Annotated in this window: 16 protein-coding genes, 5 tRNA genes and 1 other annotated feature; all 21 genes read right to left on the reverse strand. The window is 36.8% G+C overall.

What is annotated here, in order from left to right; genetic code table 11:
- Window positions 1-7: 7 nt before the first annotated feature.
- A complete protein-coding gene (locus tag THYS13_RS04685; RefSeq protein ID WP_052210463.1) occupies window positions 8-388 on the reverse strand; it encodes a hypothetical protein in 381 nt (126 codons plus the stop codon).
- Window positions 389-397: 9 nt separating this feature from the next.
- A complete protein-coding gene (hyfE, locus tag THYS13_RS04690; RefSeq protein ID WP_042833367.1) occupies window positions 398-1,045 on the reverse strand; it encodes a hydrogenase 4 membrane subunit in 648 nt (215 codons plus the stop codon).
- Window positions 1,046-1,067: 22 nt separating this feature from the next.
- Entirely contained in the window at window positions 1,068-2,009 is a 942-nt protein-coding gene (locus THYS13_RS04695) for a respiratory chain complex I subunit 1 family protein (RefSeq protein WP_042833368.1), read from the reverse strand.
- Window positions 2,010-2,020: 11 nt separating this feature from the next.
- On the reverse strand, window positions 2,021-4,039 hold the full coding sequence (gene hyfB / locus THYS13_RS04700) for a hydrogenase 4 subunit B (protein ID WP_042833369.1): 2,019 nt from the start codon (window positions 4,037-4,039) through the stop codon (window positions 2,021-2,023).
- A gap of 155 nt (window positions 4,040-4,194) precedes the next feature.
- Window positions 4,195-4,719, reverse strand: coding sequence for a 4Fe-4S dicluster domain-containing protein (locus THYS13_RS04705; protein ID WP_052210464.1), 525 nt, complete (start codon window positions 4,717-4,719; stop codon window positions 4,195-4,197).
- Between the two features lie 18 nt (window positions 4,720-4,737).
- Window positions 4,738-6,600 carry an anaerobic carbon-monoxide dehydrogenase catalytic subunit gene (gene cooS / locus THYS13_RS04710; protein WP_042833370.1) on the reverse strand — a complete coding sequence of 621 codons (1,863 nt, stop codon included), beginning with the start codon at window positions 6,598-6,600 and terminating at the stop codon, window positions 4,738-4,740.
- A 154-nt stretch (window positions 6,601-6,754) separates the two neighbouring features.
- Window positions 6,755-7,501, reverse strand: a complete 747-nt coding sequence (locus tag THYS13_RS04715; RefSeq protein ID WP_042833371.1) for an AAA family ATPase — start codon at window positions 7,499-7,501, stop codon at window positions 6,755-6,757.
- A gap of 148 nt (window positions 7,502-7,649) precedes the next feature.
- The gene (locus THYS13_RS04720; RefSeq protein ID WP_052210465.1) at window positions 7,650-9,473 is read right to left on the reverse strand and encodes a sigma 54-interacting transcriptional regulator; all 1,824 of its coding nucleotides are present in this window, start codon (window positions 9,471-9,473) and stop codon (window positions 7,650-7,652) included.
- A 37-nt stretch (window positions 9,474-9,510) separates the two neighbouring features.
- Window positions 9,511-10,563 carry a chorismate synthase gene (locus THYS13_RS04725; protein ID WP_042833372.1) on the reverse strand — a complete coding sequence of 351 codons (1,053 nt, stop codon included), beginning with the start codon at window positions 10,561-10,563 and terminating at the stop codon, window positions 9,511-9,513.
- Between the two features lie 11 nt (window positions 10,564-10,574).
- The gene (locus THYS13_RS04730; RefSeq protein WP_042833373.1) at window positions 10,575-11,819 is read right to left on the reverse strand and encodes an MFS transporter; all 1,245 of its coding nucleotides are present in this window, start codon (window positions 11,817-11,819) and stop codon (window positions 10,575-10,577) included.
- A gap of 96 nt (window positions 11,820-11,915) precedes the next feature.
- On the reverse strand, window positions 11,916-13,820 hold the full coding sequence (gene thrS, locus THYS13_RS04735; RefSeq protein ID WP_042833374.1) for a threonine--tRNA ligase: 1,905 nt from the start codon (window positions 13,818-13,820) through the stop codon (window positions 11,916-11,918).
- 53 nt (window positions 13,821-13,873) lie between these two features.
- Window positions 13,874-14,065 (reverse strand) — a binding site (T-box leader).
- A 52-nt stretch (window positions 14,066-14,117) separates the two neighbouring features.
- A complete protein-coding gene (locus THYS13_RS04740; protein WP_042833375.1) occupies window positions 14,118-14,717 on the reverse strand; it encodes a DUF445 domain-containing protein in 600 nt (199 codons plus the stop codon).
- Between the two features lie 82 nt (window positions 14,718-14,799).
- Entirely contained in the window at window positions 14,800-15,678 is an 879-nt protein-coding gene (gene ytxC / locus THYS13_RS04745; RefSeq protein WP_042833376.1) for a putative sporulation protein YtxC, read from the reverse strand.
- 55 nt (window positions 15,679-15,733) lie between these two features.
- Entirely contained in the window at window positions 15,734-16,468 is a 735-nt protein-coding gene (locus THYS13_RS04750; RefSeq protein WP_042833377.1) for a DUF6873 family GME fold protein, read from the reverse strand.
- Window positions 16,469-16,514: 46 nt separating this feature from the next.
- The gene (locus THYS13_RS04755; RefSeq protein ID WP_042833378.1) at window positions 16,515-17,447 is read right to left on the reverse strand and encodes a response regulator; all 933 of its coding nucleotides are present in this window, start codon (window positions 17,445-17,447) and stop codon (window positions 16,515-16,517) included.
- Between the two features lie 121 nt (window positions 17,448-17,568).
- Window positions 17,569-17,904, reverse strand: a complete 336-nt coding sequence (locus THYS13_RS04760) for a thioredoxin family protein (RefSeq protein WP_042833379.1) — start codon at window positions 17,902-17,904, stop codon at window positions 17,569-17,571.
- A gap of 111 nt (window positions 17,905-18,015) precedes the next feature.
- Window positions 18,016-18,090 (reverse strand) — tRNA-Cys (locus tag THYS13_RS04765).
- 4 nt (window positions 18,091-18,094) lie between these two features.
- Window positions 18,095-18,170: transfer RNA gene (locus tag THYS13_RS04770), tRNA-Gly, on the reverse strand.
- Between the two features lie 4 nt (window positions 18,171-18,174).
- Window positions 18,175-18,250, reverse strand: a tRNA-Phe gene (locus THYS13_RS04775).
- A gap of 5 nt (window positions 18,251-18,255) precedes the next feature.
- Window positions 18,256-18,332, reverse strand: a tRNA-Asp gene (locus tag THYS13_RS04780).
- Window position 18,333: 1 nt separating this feature from the next.
- Window positions 18,334-18,409: transfer RNA gene (locus THYS13_RS04785), tRNA-Val, on the reverse strand.
- Window positions 18,410-18,442: the final 33 nt, after the last annotated feature.

Raw genomic sequence — 18,442 nt, forward strand, 5'->3', positions numbered from 1 at the left:
TTTTAAACTACAGAGGGTATTTTCTCAATCTTACTGGGGAAAAATCTTTCCCTTTTTCGGGTAATTTTATTTTACCACTAACAATTTCGCCACGGCTAATGTCATATCTCATATGTCCTATAGAGTAAAAACCGTTTAAAAACCCCACAACTCCAATAATAAGGAGCAAAATCGCCACCAGACTATCAGCGTAAAGCATATCACCAAGAGCAAACAGCCTCTCTTCCCTTATTACATACTGCACCATCTGTAAAGAGAGGAAAGCCTCTATACTTATTCCCGCAAAGTGTACAGCCTCTACCACCCGTCGGGGCTTTATACCAAAAGCCAGAAAGGAGGTAGCCAGCGGTACCGCAAGCAACAAGTAAAATAAAATACTTTTTTCCACCTCAATCACCTAACCTTTTAGTAGTGTGAGCTTATCAGTGTCCAGAGTACCAAAATCTTTAAAAAGGCGTCTGGCAATAATTGTCATAATCAATACAGCGAAAACAGCGTCTGTCAGAATGCCAATTTCCACCGTTTCAGGGGCATTGTAAGCCATAATAGCCAGAGTCAAATGGGACCCATTCTCCATAAGACAGTAACCCAATATCTGTTTGAGGGCATTTTTTCTGGCGAGTATGCAGAGCAGGCCCAGCATAAAATGAGCTATGGAAACTGCCAGGGCCACTCTCAATTTTAGTACTGCCTGCATGTGAAAAGGTTCCACCACTGCGAAGGATAAAGCTAAAATGCCCACAGCCAGAATAATAGTTAATTTCCTGTCAATAGCCACTCCCTCTTCCTGTTCTTTTACCCTTTTGAGAAACTTGAGGATGAGATATGGCACTAAAAAAGTTTTTGTAATAAGGGCAGTGATTGACCAAATGTACAGAGGTTTTGCCTCCATAAACACAGCAATAGACAGAAAAATAGTAACCAAAACTAAAGATTGGAATCTGTACATATATGCCGCCATCCCTAACTTCCTTGTTTCCACTACTAACATAGAGGTCAGGATGAGCAGCACAGATAAAACATTAACTATATTAGTACCAGACATTAAGTATCTCCTCCCGAATCTTCTAGACATTAACAAGGAAGAAAACAAAAGACAGCAAAGCGATCCCAAAGGCAGCCCAGGTTACTTCATGGGCCCTGAAAAGCAGTAGTCTGGCCATACTGTTTTCCAGCAAAGCTACAATCACGTAAAAGATAGCAACTTTCAGCAAAAATACTGCCGTAGACATCAGAATAGAAAAACCATTTACAACTGCCACATTTCCAAATGGGAAAAAAATGGCCATAAACAAAGCAATCACCACAACCTGCTTCATAGACAAACTCCACTTGAGAAGAGCGAGGGAGCCTCCTGAATATTCCGTAAGCGGTCCTTCCTGGATTTCCTGTTCTGCTTCTGCCAAATCAAAAGGCAATTTACCAGTTTCAATAAAAGCGGCAATAGAAAAAGCTGCCATCGCAAGCCAAACTGTGGGACTATAATATGATATTTCACCGGTTGCCACCTTTTGAGTTATTACACCTACATCAGTCGAACCGGCAAGGAGCCCCATCACAAACAAAACCAGTATAATAGTTGGTTCCACCAGCGCTGCCAGTGTCATTTCACGGCTGGCACCTATCCCCGCAAATCCACTACCAGAATCTAGACCTGCAGCAGCGAAAAAAAACCGCCCCAAAGCAAACAAATAAACAATTGCAATTAAATCCCCCACCATCCTTAATGGCGATTGTAGAGTTAAAATTGGGGTCATCATTGCGATGAGCAAAATTGTCGCCATCATTACGTAAGGAGTCAAGCAAAAAATCCAGCTACTCTGTGCCGGCACTACTCGCTGTCTTTTTATTAATTTGAAAATATCGCGGTAATCCTGAAATATACTGGGACCTTTCCTCGAATGAATTTTCGCCCTTAAAACACGGGCAAATCCCGAAAAAAATGGCGTTACTGCCATTACCAATAATGCCTGCAACAAGCCCACAAAAAACAATTTGTCATCCAACATTTTTTTACCTCCTATCTCACCGTCGCTATCAAAAGAACCCCAAGAGTCAGGATTATGTACAGGCAGTACATCCGGACATTACCTGTCTGGAAAGTTTGTGCACGTTTACCTATATAGACCATGAAATGAAGCAAAGGATAGTATATATAACGTTCCCACATCAGCTCTATCTGTGCTATATACGCCATCGCCTTTTTGAAAAGCAAAATAATGAAACAACCAACCTTTGTAAAGGCAGTCCTAAGTAAATATGCCGGACTGAAAAGCAGGTACAGTGAGTGGGCAAAAGCTGTGGATGTCCATGCCATGCGAGATGAATATTTATAGCCACATGCCCAGGGTTCAAAGTCCACTCGCCTTCCCGCTCGCTTTCCACCTGTTCCAATAATTAATAGGGGCAATATCGCAAGTCCTACGACAAAAACAAGCACAAGTGGCGTAGAAAGCATGGCCTGCTCACTGCTTGCTGGAAATATCGACAGACCGTCACTTAACTGGGGTGAAGATACATGTAGCAACGCTGAAGCCATATTCACAATATGTCCAGGACCAATTGGCACGCCCAGCCCCAAAACAAAACAGCATATTGCTAAAAGCCCCATCCCTATAAGCATGGTCACAGGAACCTCTTTAATCTTTAATTCATTGCCACCTCGAAAAGGTCCAGTAAAAGGTACTCCATACGCTTTTACAAAACACAGAGACGTCAAAGCTCCTGTTAAGGCTAAAGCGACTGCGGCGAGAGGAAATGCCATTCTAATCGGCACACTCCCTTTTGTGCTGGCAACAAACAGAGTATGGTATATAAACCATTTGCTTACAAACCCATTTAGCGGAGGAAGGGCGGAAATCGACAAAGCGCCTATAAAGAAGGTCAATCCAGTCCACGGCATATATCTGGCCAATCCTCCCATCTCCTCCATATTCCTTGTGTGGAGGCGGTAAACTACCGAGCCTGCCCCAAGAAAAAGCAGCCCTTTGAAGACAGCGTGATTTATCAAATGATAAAGCCCCGCCAGAATACCTAATATGCCTACACTAACCTGTCCTGTGGCTATTCCCATCATTCCCGCACCGACTCCCATCAGGATAATTCCCAAATTCTCTATGCTGGAATAGGCCAACAAGCGTTTAAGGTCATTTTCACTAACAGCATAAAGCACTCCAAAAACTGCTGAAATAGCCCCAAAGGCAAGGACCGTAAGGCCCCACCACCATGCAGAAGCCCCCAAAAAGTCCACCCCAACTCTTATAATGCCGTAAATAGCTGTCTTAATCATGACACCAGACATAAGAGCAGAAACATTAGAAGGAGCGGCAGGATGAGCCTGAGGCAGCCAGAAATGGAAAGGAACGATGCCGGCCTTAACCCCAAATCCCAAAAAAGCCAGTAGAAAAGCTAAATTCTTGATAACAGGCAAAAGATTTGCATTCCTAAAAGCGGCAAAATCAAAAGTACCGGTATAAACATAAAATAATATAAACGAAATCATTATCAAAACTGTACCAACATGGGCCATTACAAAATAGACAAATCCAGCTTTTATTGCCTCTCTGTTTTCCTGTTCAAAACAAACCAGGAAATAAGAAACCAGCGTCATCAGCTCCCAAAAAACTAAAAAATAGAAAGCGTTCTCAATAGTAACTACCAAAATCATTGAAACAATAAAGATATTATTTAAAAAACCCATTACGCCGGTGCCTTTCCCAATATACTCTTCCTGATAAGAAATAGAATAAATACCTGTGGCAATACTAAGTAGCGAAATAACCAATATCATAAAAGCTGAAAGAGGATCAACATTAATTGTAAATCGCCCAAAAGTGATAAACTCCATGCCTTCCAATATAAAACCTTTTCCTTCAATAAGGACTGGAATAGCTGAAGCGACTCCAGTGCATCCTGCCAAGAAAGCAGTTGTTCCCGAAACATAATTTGCAATTTTGCCGTCCCTATTTAATCCCAAAGAGATAAGTGCTCCGACAACATATAAGAAAATAGATAACAAAAATAACTGTTGAACAGTCATCAAGTTTTACCTCCTGCCTTCAAAATATCCACATAATAACAGTAGCTCTTTAAACTTGTTTAATTTTTTATTTTCTAACTTTCTATTAGTTGGAAGACGATTTTTGATAAAGAAAGGTAGAAAAGTAGTCTTTCTACCTTCCTTTATCAAAGATATTATTTTAATGAAGTAACAACTTCTCGACGTCGGTCAGCTTCAAATTCCTCTACAGTCTTAAAAACCAAGGCACCAGTGTGACAAGCTCGAACACAAGCTGGTATACCTTGTTCATCCACGCACTCTCGATCACATTTTATTGCTTTACCTTCACCTCGGCTCACTGCACCAAAAGGACAAACTAAGGCACACATCCAACAACCAATACAGCGAAATAAATCAACTATGTTAACTCCATCTTCTCGTCTCTGCATCGCACCAGTAACACAAACAGCCACACAAGGTGCTTCTTCACAATGCCGGCAAACAGCTGGAGCTTTTATTTGATCTATTTGATCTACATAAATACGCTTCTTTGACTTTTCACCTCTTAAAATAGCTTCAAAGAGGTCTCGGGATGCTGTGTGACTTACCGCACAAGCTAACTCACAGGAACGGCAACCCACACAGCGATCATAGCGAACAAAAATTTCCCTACGCTTTACGCCTTCCACTTCCTGTTTAATCAACGTCTCTCTTGGCATTTTTTCTCCCTCTCCTCCTCATATACCTAAAGCTGCACGCTTTTCGTCAATATGATTAATTATAAGCTCTGCTGCCTTAAAAGGATCCGGTTCTACAGCAAAATAACCTCCTACGAGATATTTAGCTTTTTGTGTGAGAATTTCAGTTACTGTCTTGCTTCCCAAAACAGGAGGGACAGTTCCTAATACAGTAAAAATCCCTGATGCCACTACATAAGCTCCTATGCTCACTGCTTTTTCTGACATCCATTCTGGTGCAGCTCCTGCTATTGGCAAATCAGCTATATCAACCCCTAACTCTTTTGCAATAGCAGCAGCCATAACTAGAATACGACTTATGTCTACGCAAGAGCCCATATGCAAGACTGGAGGTATACCGAGTGTACGACATACACTCGCCAGCCCACTTCCTGCCAGTTGTGCTGTTTCAGGTAAAAGCAATCCCGCTTTAGCACTAGCTATAGCAGCACAACCAGTTTCTACTACTAATACATCTTGAGCAATTAAAGCTTTAGTCATATTAACATGGTTATAATCATGAGTAACTTTCGGGTTATTACATCCTACTAGCGCCGCTATACCACGTATCTTTTTGCTCTTAATAGCTTCGATAAGTGGAGTCAAAGTACCACCTAACGCCTCTAAGATTGCTTCTACACTAAATCCACCTACACACTCAGCAGTTTCTTTGGGAATGAAAACACGACTCTTATTGCGATGAGGATAATTCTCTATCGCTTGACGTACAATTTCTCGCGCAACATCCAACGCATGATGTTCTTCAAATTGTATGTGCAAAACTCCAGGAAATTTAGCTTTAGGGGAAGTAGAAATAAATTTAGTATGATAACAAGAAGCAAGCTGGGCAAGAGAAGGCATAATACACTGCACATCTACCACCATGGCTTCTATTGCACCAGTCATGACCACCAGTTCTTGGTGTAGGAAATTACCCGCAGATGGAATACCATGACGCATAAGAATCTCATTTCCAGTACAACACATACCTACTAGATTAATGCCGCTAGCTCCATTCTTTTTGGCTAAAGCTTCAAGCTCTGGGTCTTGTACTGCTTCCACTAACATTTCAGAAAGAACAGGTTCATGGCCATGCACTACTATATTTACTGCATCTTCACGAATAACTCCTAAATTACATTGGCCTCTTATAGGACGAGGAGTACCAAATAAAACATCAGAAAACTCTGTCGCCAGCATTGAGCCTCCCCAACCATCTGATAAACTACAACGCAATCCATGTAAAATTAAACTTGCCGGATCATGATCTACTCCCATATGTGTGCGATGCAATGACTCTACAATTTCGCGGTCGATACCCCTAGGTATAATACCTAAATTCTTCCATATTTCTTTCCGCTGAGGAGGTACCCTTTTTATTGTCTGGATGTAACCTTTTTGTGTCCCAAATTCCTCTAAAGCTGCTTCACCTAATTCTTGAGCTATTTCATGAATTGATTTATCTTCCGTAGTAATATTAAATTCTTTACACAGGGTCATCAACTTTTTTTCATCTTTAATGGTATAATCTTTAGCCTCGCCAGTACCAACTCCCCTTAAAGTTTCCACTACATCTCGTCCGTGGTCAGAATGAGCAGATGCTCCTGCTGCAATCATGCGCAGAAGATTGCGAGCTACAATAGTATCGGCTGTAGCACCACAAACTCCTTTTTGTGGTCCCTCACCAAAAGGGTCAATCCGACAAGGTCCCATATTACAGTTCCGGCAACAAATCCCCAGTTCTCCAAAACCACACTGGGGTTTTTGAGCTAGATAACGATCCCATGCAGTTTCCATTCCTTGCTTACGAGCAATTTCTAACATTTTTGTAACAGCAGGATCTATCGAATGTACGTTTTCCATGCATGTACCCTCCTTCAAAAAATATTTAAAAATTTGTTAAATCTTTGCATTGCCAACTAATTAAAGCCAAGATTTCTAATCAGGTTTTATTATAGAAACACTTAATTAACAATTTCTCCTCTTTTATTTTTATAACACAATTTCTAGGATAAATTTAGTTTAATAACTTTGCAGCTAGCTCAGTAATAGCTGTAACACTAAAAGAGTATTCATCTATAAAACCAGCTGCTTGATCCAAAATTTCTGTTTGAAAAGGAATAAATCCAATCACATTATCTGGAGATAAATGTTTCATAATGAATTCTTCATCCTTTGATTGACGAATTTTATTAGCGACAAATTTTATCTTGGAAATACCAAGTTCTGTAGCTAGTTTTTGTATAGTTCTGGCTGTTTGTATACTAACCAGAGTAGGTTCCGCGACAATTAGCATGATGTCTACCCCACGGGCAGTCCCTCTTGTAAGATGCTCAATTCCAGCACTCATATCCATAACTACAATTTCTTTGCGTTTTAAAATAATAGAATTTACAAGAGCATTAAGTACCATGTTTTCCCGGCAATAACACTCAGAACCTCCCGGTTTGACGGCTCCCATTTTTAAAAAAAGAATATTGCCATTTCGAATAGTGTAATCTTCCAAAATACTGTCTACATCCGGATTTAAAGAAAAGAAAGCACCATTTCCCCCTGTCCGTTCAGCAATCAATTCCCGCATAGCTACAATGGGTTTAAGACTGCCAATCCTTTCCTCAGGAAGCCCTAGTACCATCCCCAAACTGGTATCAGGGTCTGCATCTACAGCATATACTTGGTAACCCTTTTGTGCAAAATATTTAATTAAACCTGCAGCTATAGTGGTTTTACCTACACCACCTTTCCCAGAAATAGCAATTTTCATTCAAATACCTCCAATCCTTATATGGTACACCTGAAATCCATTTCTATATGTTTAGCAAAAATCGTGCCAAAAGAAAAAGACCGTTAAAATCAACCGGTCTTGTTATCTATCATGTCAATTTAAATTTGCACGTCAAAAAAAATTAACACTATTTTTTAAGCAATCCATAGCGAACCATTTTAGCATAAAGAGCTTGCCGAGAGATACCTAATGCTTTAGCAGCATATGATTTTTTGCCACCAAAAGCTTCTAAAGCTCGAATAATAGCTTCCTTTTCTGCTTCCATTTGGACTTCACAAAGTGGTGAAATTTTCTTTATACTTTTATTTAGTCCAAAATAGTCTATCAAAGGCTGAATCTCCTCGCCCTCAGCCAATATAGCACTCCTCTCTAAAACATTTTCCAATTCCCTCACATTGCCGGGCCAAGAATAGCTTAAAAGATATTCCATAGCTGCAAGAGAAATCCGCAACTTTTTCCCATATTCCTCGTTTATTCTCTTTAAAATATCTTCCACCAACAACGGTATGTCTTCTGGCCTTTCTCGTAAAGGAGGAAGTAACAGCTTAACTACGTTTAAGCGATAAAAAAGGTCTCCCCTGAAACATCCTTCTTGCACCATTTTTTCCAAATTTCTACTAGTCGCTGCTATCACCCGCACATCTATTTTTCTTGCCTTAGTACTTCCCAATCTTTCTACCACTTTTTCTTGCAAGACAGTTAAAAGTTTTGCCTGCATGCTAAGAGGCATATCTCCAATTTCATCTAAAAAAATAGTTCCTCCATCTGCCAATTCAAATTTACCAGGCTTTCCGCCCCTCTTAGCTCCAGTAAAAGCACCTTCTTCATACCCAAAAAGTTCAGATTCCAACAGTTCAGAAGGGATAGCAGCACAATTCACTCTTATAAAAGGACCATGGCGGCGAAAACTTTCCTGATGAATAGCCTGTGCTAACACTCCTTTTCCTGTACCACTCTCTCCTACAATTAAGATGGTAGCATTAGTTTTAGCTGCTTTTTGGGCTAAAATTAAAACGTTTTTAAAACACCAATTTAAAGTTCGAATATGATTAAATTGAAAAGGTTTAGAGCAATTGACTTCTCTAACTTTATAGTTATATTCAATTCCTATTTCTGACTTTGTAATGGATTCCAAAAGATGATATACCAGTTCTCTTTCAGCAGGTAAAAGTTGAAACAGCATGTATTCATTTTTAACATGGACACTAAAAGGCATGCCTATTACAATAATAGTTTCCCCTTTTGTGCTGTAAAAGGTCCATACTTGAGGTTTACCCGCCGTAAGTATTTCAGAATAATTAGTTAAAGGTATTATCTCTTCTAACAATCGACCTTGCACCCTTTGTCCAACAATGCCTAGCATATGAACACTAATTTTATTTATTTTTACTACTTTTCCTTGACTATCAACAATTATCAGACCAAAAGGCATCACATGAAAGAGGGTTTCCACGTTGCTTAAAGATAATTCTTTCACGTCGTTCATATACCCTAAGAGGACCTCTTGATAGTTTTTATTTGCTTGAACAGATTGGACAGCAAGTGCTAAAAGTAATTTATTGCTTTCTTCTGAAAAAACGAAATTAAAACCCTCACTGGTAGAAGTAGGATAGATGGTAGCTTCCATCTCACAATACTTTTCTCCTGTCCCCCAACACTTAGTCTCTTTTACTTCCACTTTCTTTTTAAAAAGCTTGTTGAGAACCCCCGCTAACAAACCCGTTTCTAAATAGCATTGAGGCTCACCTATAGGAAGCAAGTGCGAACATGTTAAACACTCATACCATTTGACTATTATCTTATCATTTTTTGCAGTTTGCAGCTTAAGGTCTCCCATTCCAAGTTCGCCTATTTTAGCAGGTACTTCTTCTAGGGCATTTACAAGAAGTTGACTGCCAATAGAGTAACCTGCCTGATAATAAACTTCGTGCTTCGAGGTACTGATTAACATACCTCTTCCCCCTTTAATTGTACTTATTGTTAATCATTCAAAAACTTCTCACATATGCTAAATAAGCATCATAATTTCTTTTTAGCTCATCAATTGAGTCTCCACCAAACTTTTTAAGGCTTTCCTCAGCAATCACCCAAGCACAAACTGCTTCTAAAACACACGCAGCCGCTTCAACAGCAGTCACATCTGAACGCTCATAAGCAGCTTTTACTTCCTCTTTAGTATTTATGTCAATAGAAGTAAGGGGTTTTAAAAGAGTAGGAATTGGTTTCATGGCAGCTTTTATAACTATAGGGCTTCCATTTGAAATTCCACCTTCAATTCCTCCTGCATTGTTGGTCTTCCTATAAAATCCTTTTTCTTTGTCATAATAAATTTCATCATGGACTAAGGAACCGGGGCTTTTGGCTGCCTCAAAGCCCAAACCAAATTCTACTCCCTTAATTGCTTGAACGCTCATTATATGATAAGAAAGCAGAGCATCTAATTTCCTGTCCCATTGAGTATGGCTGCCTAATCCTATAGGCACCCCTTCAATTACTATTTCTATTATACCTCCTAAAGTATCGCCTTTAGCCTTTGCCTCTTCAATTACTTTGATCCACTCTTCCTCTGTTTTTACACCACCTATTTCTAATACTTTGCTTTTTATTGAAATATTTAGTTCTTTTAAAAGCAATTTTGCCACACTCCCTATAGCCACTCTTGCCGCGGTCTCACGGGCACTAGAACGCTCTAAAATATTTCTAATATCTCTTTGATCGTATTTAATAGCTCCTGCAAGGTCTGCATGACCCGGTCTGGGTCTTGTTATAGGCGGAATTTCTTTATCTTTCCAATTTGTATAATCTCTATTTATAATTTCCAATGTAAGAGGTGCTCCGATAGTCTTGCCATGTCTTACTCCACTTACGATGTGTACTTCATCTTTTTCAATAGCCATTCTTCCCCCTCTCCCATAACCCCCCTGTCTTCTTTGAAGCTCATTATTTATAAATTCTACGTCAATAAAGAGATTTGATGGAAGGCCTTCAATAATAGCAACTAAAGCTTCTCCATGGGATTCCCCTGCAGTAATATATCTCATATTTCCCCTCCTCACTGCTTTACTTCCATTTCTTTAATCCCATCTTCATAATTAGCGACTAAAAAGTACAAAATACTCACTACTATTCTTGTAATACCTGTTAAAATCATAAAAGCTACATAACCCATTTGTGTATAAAGCCACATTCCAAACATAGGAGCAATAAAAGCGGAAATTTGAGTGATTAGTGTAAACACAGCTATGTAACTCATTTTTTCTGAAGTAGGAGGTAAAAGCTCTAACAGCCAATTTAAGAGCAACATGTTATAACCTCCTACAGCTATACCCCCTAAAAAGTCAAAAATAGCGCCAACATAAAGGTTTTTAGCTGTAGCCCACATGAGGGGAATAAATCCTAGAAGCAATGCACTTAATGCAACAGCAAATCCGTTTCCCTTTTTGTTGGACAGGTCAGCCCATTTATAAAAAGCTAAAATAGACCCAATAGAGGAAACAATAGTAAATATACTCATCCATGCATTGTTGGCATGCAAAAAATTCACCTTATATATGGTAAAAATAGGCCAAGCCATCATCCATGCAAAATAATATATAAAAGAAGTTACATTAAAATATATAAACTTTTTAGACTCAAACATGTTTTTAAAAGCTTCATAAAAACTTCCGGACTTGGCTTCATCCAAATCCCTCTTCACCACATGAAACCTTGAAAAATAATAAGATTCTATTAATCCAAAAATAAATGCAACAGTAAATATTACTTGATAATTAATAGGGAAAACTATTTTATCAAGCAACCATCCTGTTATCAAAACTGTAATTGTTGCCACAATTGTCGTCCAAAAATTTCTGTCAGCGAAAACTTTACTTCTATATTCTGGGGGAATTAATTCACTCATAAAGGACTGCCAGCACATGCCAACTGCCATAGAAGGTAAATTCATTACTCCCACCAACACGACTACCACCCACGGTTGGAGCTCTTTATTAAAAAACGGGGCAAGCGCAAGCAAAAAATAAAAAGTTCGTGCAATATACAGTACTGTATAAGCAAATTTATGAACATCCTTTAAGCTATTAATCAAATAAGTTACAGGAATTACTCCAATTACCACCATAAGAGCAGGAAGAGAGTTTAAAAGAGATACCTGAAAGTCATCAGCTCTCAATTTTATGGCATATATTCCAATAAAAGGGTTAACCATATTAAAGCCTATAGCCCATGCAAGTCCATTTATCATATTCATTTTTATGTTATATCTCAAATGCTTGTAAACTTCTAGCTTCTTTTTCATACCTCTCCCTCAAAATTAATATTTTAATTTTAGATTACCACGTTTTTTAAATTCTTTCAATAAATCAAAATGCCCCTTTAAAGGAGCATTTTGATTTTATAAAGCTTTGGTGGCAATTTCTTTAAGAATTTTTTCTATAAACTCATTTAAGGAAATGGCGCCTAGATCCCCTTCTTTTCTTGACCTTAAAGATACTGTTCCTTGTTCTACTTCTTTATCCCCTACAATCAGCATATAAGGAATCTTTTGAAGTTGTGCCTCTCGTATTTTGTACCCTATTTTTTCATTTCTGTCGTCTAATTCAGCTCTTATGTCATTTTCCAACAGACGACCGTATACATTTTGGGCATAAGCATAGTGTTTATCGGATATAGGCAAAACTTTAACTTGTACTGGCGCCAGCCAAGTTGGAAAAGCCCCTGCAAAATGTTCAGTAAGAATTCCAATAAATCTTTCTATACTTCCGTAAATTACCCTGTGCAACATTATAGGTCTGTGTTTTTCTCCATCTGAGCCTATATACTCCAGTTCAAACCTTTCAGGCATCTGGAAATCTAATTGGATAGTCCCGCATTGCCACGTACGACCTATGCTGTCTTTTAAATGAAAATCTATTTTGGGTCCGTAAAACGCACCATCTCCCTCATTAACTTTATATGGTAAATTTACGCGGTTTAAAGCAGAAACCAAAGCATTTGTAGCCAATTCCCAGTCTTCATCAGACCCCATAGAATTTTCAGGACGTGTAGACAATTCCACAAAATACTCAAAACCAAAAATTTTATAGAAATAATCCACTAAATTTATAACCCCTAAAATTTCATCTTCCACCTGCTCAGGAGTCATAAACAAGTGAGCATCATCCTGAGTAAAACTTCTTACTCTCATAAGCCCATGCAAAACTCCTGAGAGTTCATGCCTATGCACTAAACCCAATTCACAAAGTCTTAAGGGCAAATCCCTGTAACTGTGCATTGTAGACTTGTAAACAAGCATTGCTCCAGGGCAATTCATAGGCTTTATTGCATAAGTCTCTCCATCTATTTCAGTAAAATACATATTCTCTTTATAGTGGTCCCAGTGTCCTGACCTACGCCATAACTCTTCATTCAAAATTATAGGAGTTTTTATTTCCTGATAACCGTGCTTTATATGTTCTTTTCGCCAAAAATCTTCTAAAATGTTTCTTATAATCATTCCCTTAGGATGGAAAAATGGAAAACCTGGTCCTTCAGGGTGGATACTAAACAAATCTAACTCTTTCCCTAATTTTCTATGGTCTCTCTTTTTAGCTTCCTCTAACATATGTAAATATTCATCTAACATGCTTTTTTTAGGAAAGCTTATTCCATATATTCTTTGAAGCATTTTATTTTTTTCGTCGCCTTTCCAGTAGGCTCCAGCAACTGACAACAATTTAATAGTTTTTACCATGCCTGTTGACATAAGGTGAGGTCCTGCGCAAAGGTCAGTAAATTCTCCTTGCTTGTAAAAAGAAATTTCCTCCCCTTCTGGTATTTCTTCAATTAGCTCCACTTTATAAGGTTCACCTTTTTCCTCCATTAATTTTATTGCTTCATCTTTTGAAAGGACAAACCTTTCCAACTTATAATCTTCTTTTATAATTTTATTCATTTCCTGCTCTATAGCTTCAAAGTCTTCTGTAGTAAAAGGCCTATCTGTGTCGAAGTCATAGTAAAAGCCATTGTCTATAGCCGGACCAATTGCCAATTTCACATCTTTAAAAAGCCTTTTTACAGCCTGTGCTAAAATATGGGAAGAAGTGTGCCAATAAATCCTTTTTCCTTCTTCATCATCAAAAGTCAAAATTTCTAATTTTCCGTCCTCCTCAATTTTTGTATTGAGTTCTACTACTTTACCATTAAACTTTCCCCCAACAGCTTCTTTTGCTAATCTTTTACTTATACTTTTAGCTATTTCATAAACTGTCATACCCTTTTCAAATTCATTTTGTGTGCCATCCTTTAATATTATAATCATTCAATTACCTCCTTTGTAAAATTTTTTATTTAAATAAAAAACCTCTTACCCCGTAAAGAGGCAGAGGTTATCTGCGGTTCCACTCTTTTTTATACTCTGGTATTATATCGGAATAACCGTTCGGATTCATCATCCGCAGCTCCGGGGTGGTCTTCGATATTCAGAACATTTGAATGATCTCAGCCTATGTCATTCAATCTCTGTGATGTTCTTTAAATATCTACTTTCCCCCTCATTGCTTTAATATTTAATTTTTTAATCATTATATCTTCCTCTCGGACATTTGTCAATAATAACTTATAAAAATTGTATCACAATTGCTTGCAATACTCCTATGAAAAACCCTAAAACTCCCCCCATAATCTCTATCATATAAAGTTCACTATGAGCAATTTTTATCACCACATCCTCCAATTTTTCTAATTTGAAGCTTTTTATCTTTTCCTCTACAATTTCTGATATTTTAAGTTTTTTTGAAATAATCTCCACCACTTCATTAGGAGGAAAATTCAAAAATACTTCTACTTCTCTATTTATAATATCACCAATGTAGTTTGATATCATCTCTTTTATAGCCTTGGGAAGAAAAGAAGGAAGCTTATTTTCTGTAACTTCTTTAACTTTTAAGTCCAAATTCGATAATAGAAACTTGCGATTTTCTTCTGTTAAAAGCTTATCCCATAAATCATTAAAAGATAGTAGTTCTTTCTCTACAATTTCTCCCACTGATTTAGCAATTTCATACTTTCTTTTAGGAATAAGACCTTGTACCTCGATTCCTAAAATTTTTATTGGTTTTAAAGGTTTAAACAGCATTTTCACTGCCACAAAATTCGTAAACCATCCAATAGCTGCTCCTACAAAAGCTAAAAATAGCATCCTTGTTAAAAATTGCATTCCACCACCTCTAAATCTTAAAAAATCACAAATATAATAATATCAGATTTTGACGAATTTTAAAACCCAGCCTTAAGCTGGGCTATTTTTCACATTTAATCTTTGAACATAATTCACAGCCATAGCAAATTTCTACTTTGTCATTAAAAACTTTTTTAACCGTCTCTAGAATTTCATTATCTCTCATATTGTTAATAGAATGAAAAAATATTTTTTTAGGAGCAATGGTTATAAGCGTGCTTATCAAAGCATCTTCATCACTTATAACACCATCTTTTAATTCAGCAACTATTTCATTAATAAAATCATTAGATATTGGTTTGTCATTTTCATCATAAAGTTTAAATTTGCCATTTTTGTCGACAATGATATTCAATATTTCAACTTTTGAATCCTGTAATTCGACGAAGTATTTAAGCAAACCTATAAACTCATTGTACTCTTTTTTCATTAAAAATTCATCAACAGCCTTATCTGTTACTTCGCTAAGTTCACTAATAAAATCCCTCAGTCTAAAGTTCACAAACCCTTCTAAGTCTATATAATCACTCTCTTTTAAAAAATCTCTTACCAATACAAAAATTTGCTCTTTTTTTGCTAATTTAAATGTCTCTTTATTCACATCATCTTCTAAAATATTGTAAGCGATTTTTTCTATTTCCTCCTTTTCATCTTCTGAAAAATAATGGTAATATTTATTGATTAATTTTCTTATTATCCGTTTGTCAATTTGGTTAACAATTATATCTGAAATAGCTTCCGCTATATAATTTCTTATTCTCGCAACATTATTAAAGTCTTGTTTATCCTCCACTTTTAAGCTATAATAGGTAACTGAGCCACACACATTAGAATTTATCGCAATCTTTATACCATTTTCAGCTAAATTTTTTAAGCCATGTTTTAAATTTTCTCCATCTAGTTTTAAATCCTTTGAAATACCTATGGAAAATAGTTGCAATTTTCTCACTCCTTTCGTTAATAGTATATGTGTCTTTTTATCATTTTTATCTGTTTTAAATCAGTGGAATGATGGAACCAATGTCTTTTATTTGTTTAAAAGTAAGATAAATAATTTCAATTCCTTTTTTATTTAAAAATTCAATAATTTTTTCATAATTTTTATGTGAATTGAATACACCAGTTACTGCTAATTTTTTATCTCCTATAAGTCCCATTGCACCGCCAATAAATCCGTATTCAAAACCTTTTAAAAAAACGCCTCCGGGTTCTATCAAAAGCGCTTCAAAACCATTCTTAACTGCCACCTCAAATATTCCTTTGTCTGAAGTTATAAAACTATTGTCATCTATGATTGCCATATTACATTTTGTATAACCTTGCTTTACATTTAAAAACTTGACACCTTTTCTTTCTAAGGACTCTCTTAAAACAGGATCTGTGTACTTCAAATTGTGAAAAGCTGTGTTTCCCAATCTTGCTACATTATATGCGATATCATAAGGATAGTTACGTTTCAAAAAAGTTTGCCCTATTTTTACTTTTAAACCTATTAATTTCAATTTGTGTATAAACTCTAGTGTCACATTGGGAGCTACAATGACTTCTCCATCTCCCAACGGATGTAAAAGTATATCGGGATGAAAAGAAATAGCATCATATAAATCTGGACATTTTTCAGTATATAAGACTTTTATCCCTAACTTAGACAAACTATCTCCAATTTTCCTCTCTCTTCCATCAATTACAATCCATTTAAAATTGCCATGGGGAACAAAAGGATTAAACATTTTTTCACCTCTTTTATACAAAGATAGGGCATACTGTTGTATGCCCTTAACCTTTTCTTCTATCTTTTAAATAACAACTTCCATCCATTGTCTTTAATTTCTTTTTCAATTCAGCAGCTACTGCACTTATTTCCAAATCATTTTTAAAATCTCTAAATTCATTTGTGACAATAGCAATAGAAATTGATACCAGTGGAAACATCATCTTTTCGCCAGTCCTACCAATTGTCTCTATGTAACCCCGTTTTCTATCTTCATCGTCATATAAATACTTTATTTCCTCATCAAAGCGAGAAATTATATAGTTACACATCTCTTCAGCTTTATCAGGAGTAGTAATTATCACAAAATCATCTCCACCTATGTGTCCCAAAAAATCTCTTTCATTTCCAATCAGATTTACAGCATCTGATAAAATTTTGGCTGTAAGTTTTATTACATTATCTCCTCTTAGAAAACCATAGTAATCATTATAAGACTTAAAATTGTCCAAATCAATATACAAAATGGCATAAGGCTTGTTTTCTTTAATTCGCCTTTTTATTTCTTCTTTAATGTCAATATTTCCTCTAAGACCAGTAAGAGGGTTGGCCATTCTGTTGTGTTCTATCCGCTGAAACAAATTATTGACTTTAAACAGAAGTTCTTTGTCATTAAAAGGTTTCACTAAATAATCATCTGCACCCAATTCCAACCCTTTAATTTTTTCTTCAAAATTGTCCTGTGAAGTCAAAAGTATTATAGGAAGCATCAAATTTTCTTCTTCTTTCCTCAAAATTCTTAAAAGGTCAAAGCCATTCATGCCTGGCATAATTATATCTAATATTACCATATCAGGTAGTTTATTCCTGTATATTTGTAAAGCCTCTTCTCCATCTTTAGCCTCTAGCACCCCATACCCAGCATTTTCTAAAATATCTTTCAAAATTTCCCTTGTAAGTTTGTTATCATCGACAATAAGAATGTTTCTCCCCTTCACAATGCTTCCTCCACAAAAAACATTTAACAACCCCATAATATTATATAAAAATTTTGGCAAAAAAACTACTACTTTAGCAAATTAAATTTAAATTAAAAATGAAAAAATTTTACATAAAATTTTATGCAGTTTCTTCAAAGAAAATAAAGTAATATTTTGAAATTTTTTCTTCCAATGTGTCCATACTTATAAAACGAGCCTCTCTTATTGCCTCTTTTCCATCCACATAAACTATTACAGTAGGAACAGTAAAAACAGAAAACTTACCAGAAACCAGCGGAATCTCGTCAATAGGAATGTGAAAACTTTTTATTTTTGGATAGTTTACTAGCATTCCTTCAAGTTTAGGAAGCAATGAAGTACATATTCCGCAATCTTGTGTAGAAAAATAAAGAAATACCATATCATTTTCCTTTATAATTTGTTCTATATTTTCTATGTCGATAATTTTTTCCATAATTTCCCTCCTATCCAAAAGACTATAAACAATTAAATTTTAAAAATTAAAAAATATAAGCCCCATCTAGGGCTTTTTCATAACCTTATTCACTAAAGTTTCATATTTTTATGGAGGCGACACCCGGATTCGAACCGGGGAATAAAGGTTTTGCAGACCTCTGCCTTACCACTTGGCTATGTCGCCATATTGGAGCGGACAACGAGACTCGAACTCGCGACCCTCACCTTGGCAAGGTGATGCTCTACCAGCTGAGCTATGTCCGCATAATGGTGCCTCGAAGTGGAATCGAACCACTGACACAGGGATTTTCAGTCCCTTGCTCTACCAACTGAGCTATCGAGGCATAACTGGCGACCCAAAAGGGACTTGAACCCTCGACCTCCAGCGTGACAGGCTGGCGCTCTAACCAACTGAGCTATTGGGCCGTGGTGGTCGCAATAGGACTCGAACCTATGACCCCCTGCTTGTAAGGCAGGTGCTCTCCCAGCTGAGCTATACGACCATTCTACTGCCGTGCAAGTAATAGTATACATAA

Origin of the sequence: Thermoanaerobacter sp. YS13 (assembly GCF_000806225.2) — a bacterium.
Classification (GTDB): domain Bacteria; phylum Bacillota; class Thermoanaerobacteria; order Thermoanaerobacterales; family Thermoanaerobacteraceae; genus Thermoanaerobacter; species Thermoanaerobacter uzonensis.

Bases quoted from the DNA above. Each gene is read 5' to 3' on its own strand.
- hyfE (WP_042833367.1), bottom strand. From the start codon at position 1,045: ATGTCTGGTACTAATATAGTTAATGTTTTATCTGTGCTGCTCATCCTG.
- THYS13_RS04695 (WP_042833368.1), bottom strand. From the start codon at position 2,009: ATGTTGGATGACAAATTGTTTTTTGTGGGCTTGTTGCAGGCATTATTG.
- hyfB (WP_042833369.1), bottom strand. From the start codon at position 4,039: ATGACTGTTCAACAGTTATTTTTGTTATCTATTTTCTTATATGTTGTC.
- THYS13_RS04705 (WP_052210464.1), bottom strand. From the start codon at position 4,719: ATGCCAAGAGAGACGTTGATTAAACAGGAAGTGGAAGGCGTAAAGCGT.
- cooS (WP_042833370.1), bottom strand. From the start codon at position 6,600: ATGGAAAACGTACATTCGATAGATCCTGCTGTTACAAAAATGTTAGAA.
- THYS13_RS04715 (WP_042833371.1), bottom strand. From the start codon at position 7,501: ATGAAAATTGCTATTTCTGGGAAAGGTGGTGTAGGTAAAACCACTATA.
- THYS13_RS04720 (WP_052210465.1), bottom strand. From the start codon at position 9,473: ATGTTAATCAGTACCTCGAAGCACGAAGTTTATTATCAGGCAGGTTAC.
- THYS13_RS04725 (WP_042833372.1), bottom strand. From the start codon at position 10,563: ATGAGATATATTACTGCAGGGGAATCCCATGGAGAAGCTTTAGTTGCT.
- THYS13_RS04730 (WP_042833373.1), bottom strand. From the start codon at position 11,819: ATGAAAAAGAAGCTAGAAGTTTACAAGCATTTGAGATATAACATAAAA.
- thrS (WP_042833374.1), bottom strand. From the start codon at position 13,820: ATGATTATAATATTAAAGGATGGCACACAAAATGAATTTGAAAAGGGT.
- THYS13_RS04740 (WP_042833375.1), bottom strand. From the start codon at position 14,717: ATGCAATTTTTAACAAGGATGCTATTTTTAGCTTTTGTAGGAGCAGCT.
- THYS13_RS04750 (WP_042833377.1), bottom strand. From the start codon at position 16,468: ATGTTTAATCCTTTTGTTCCCCATGGCAATTTTAAATGGATTGTAATT.
- THYS13_RS04760 (WP_042833379.1), bottom strand. From the start codon at position 17,904: ATGGAAAAAATTATCGACATAGAAAATATAGAACAAATTATAAAGGAA.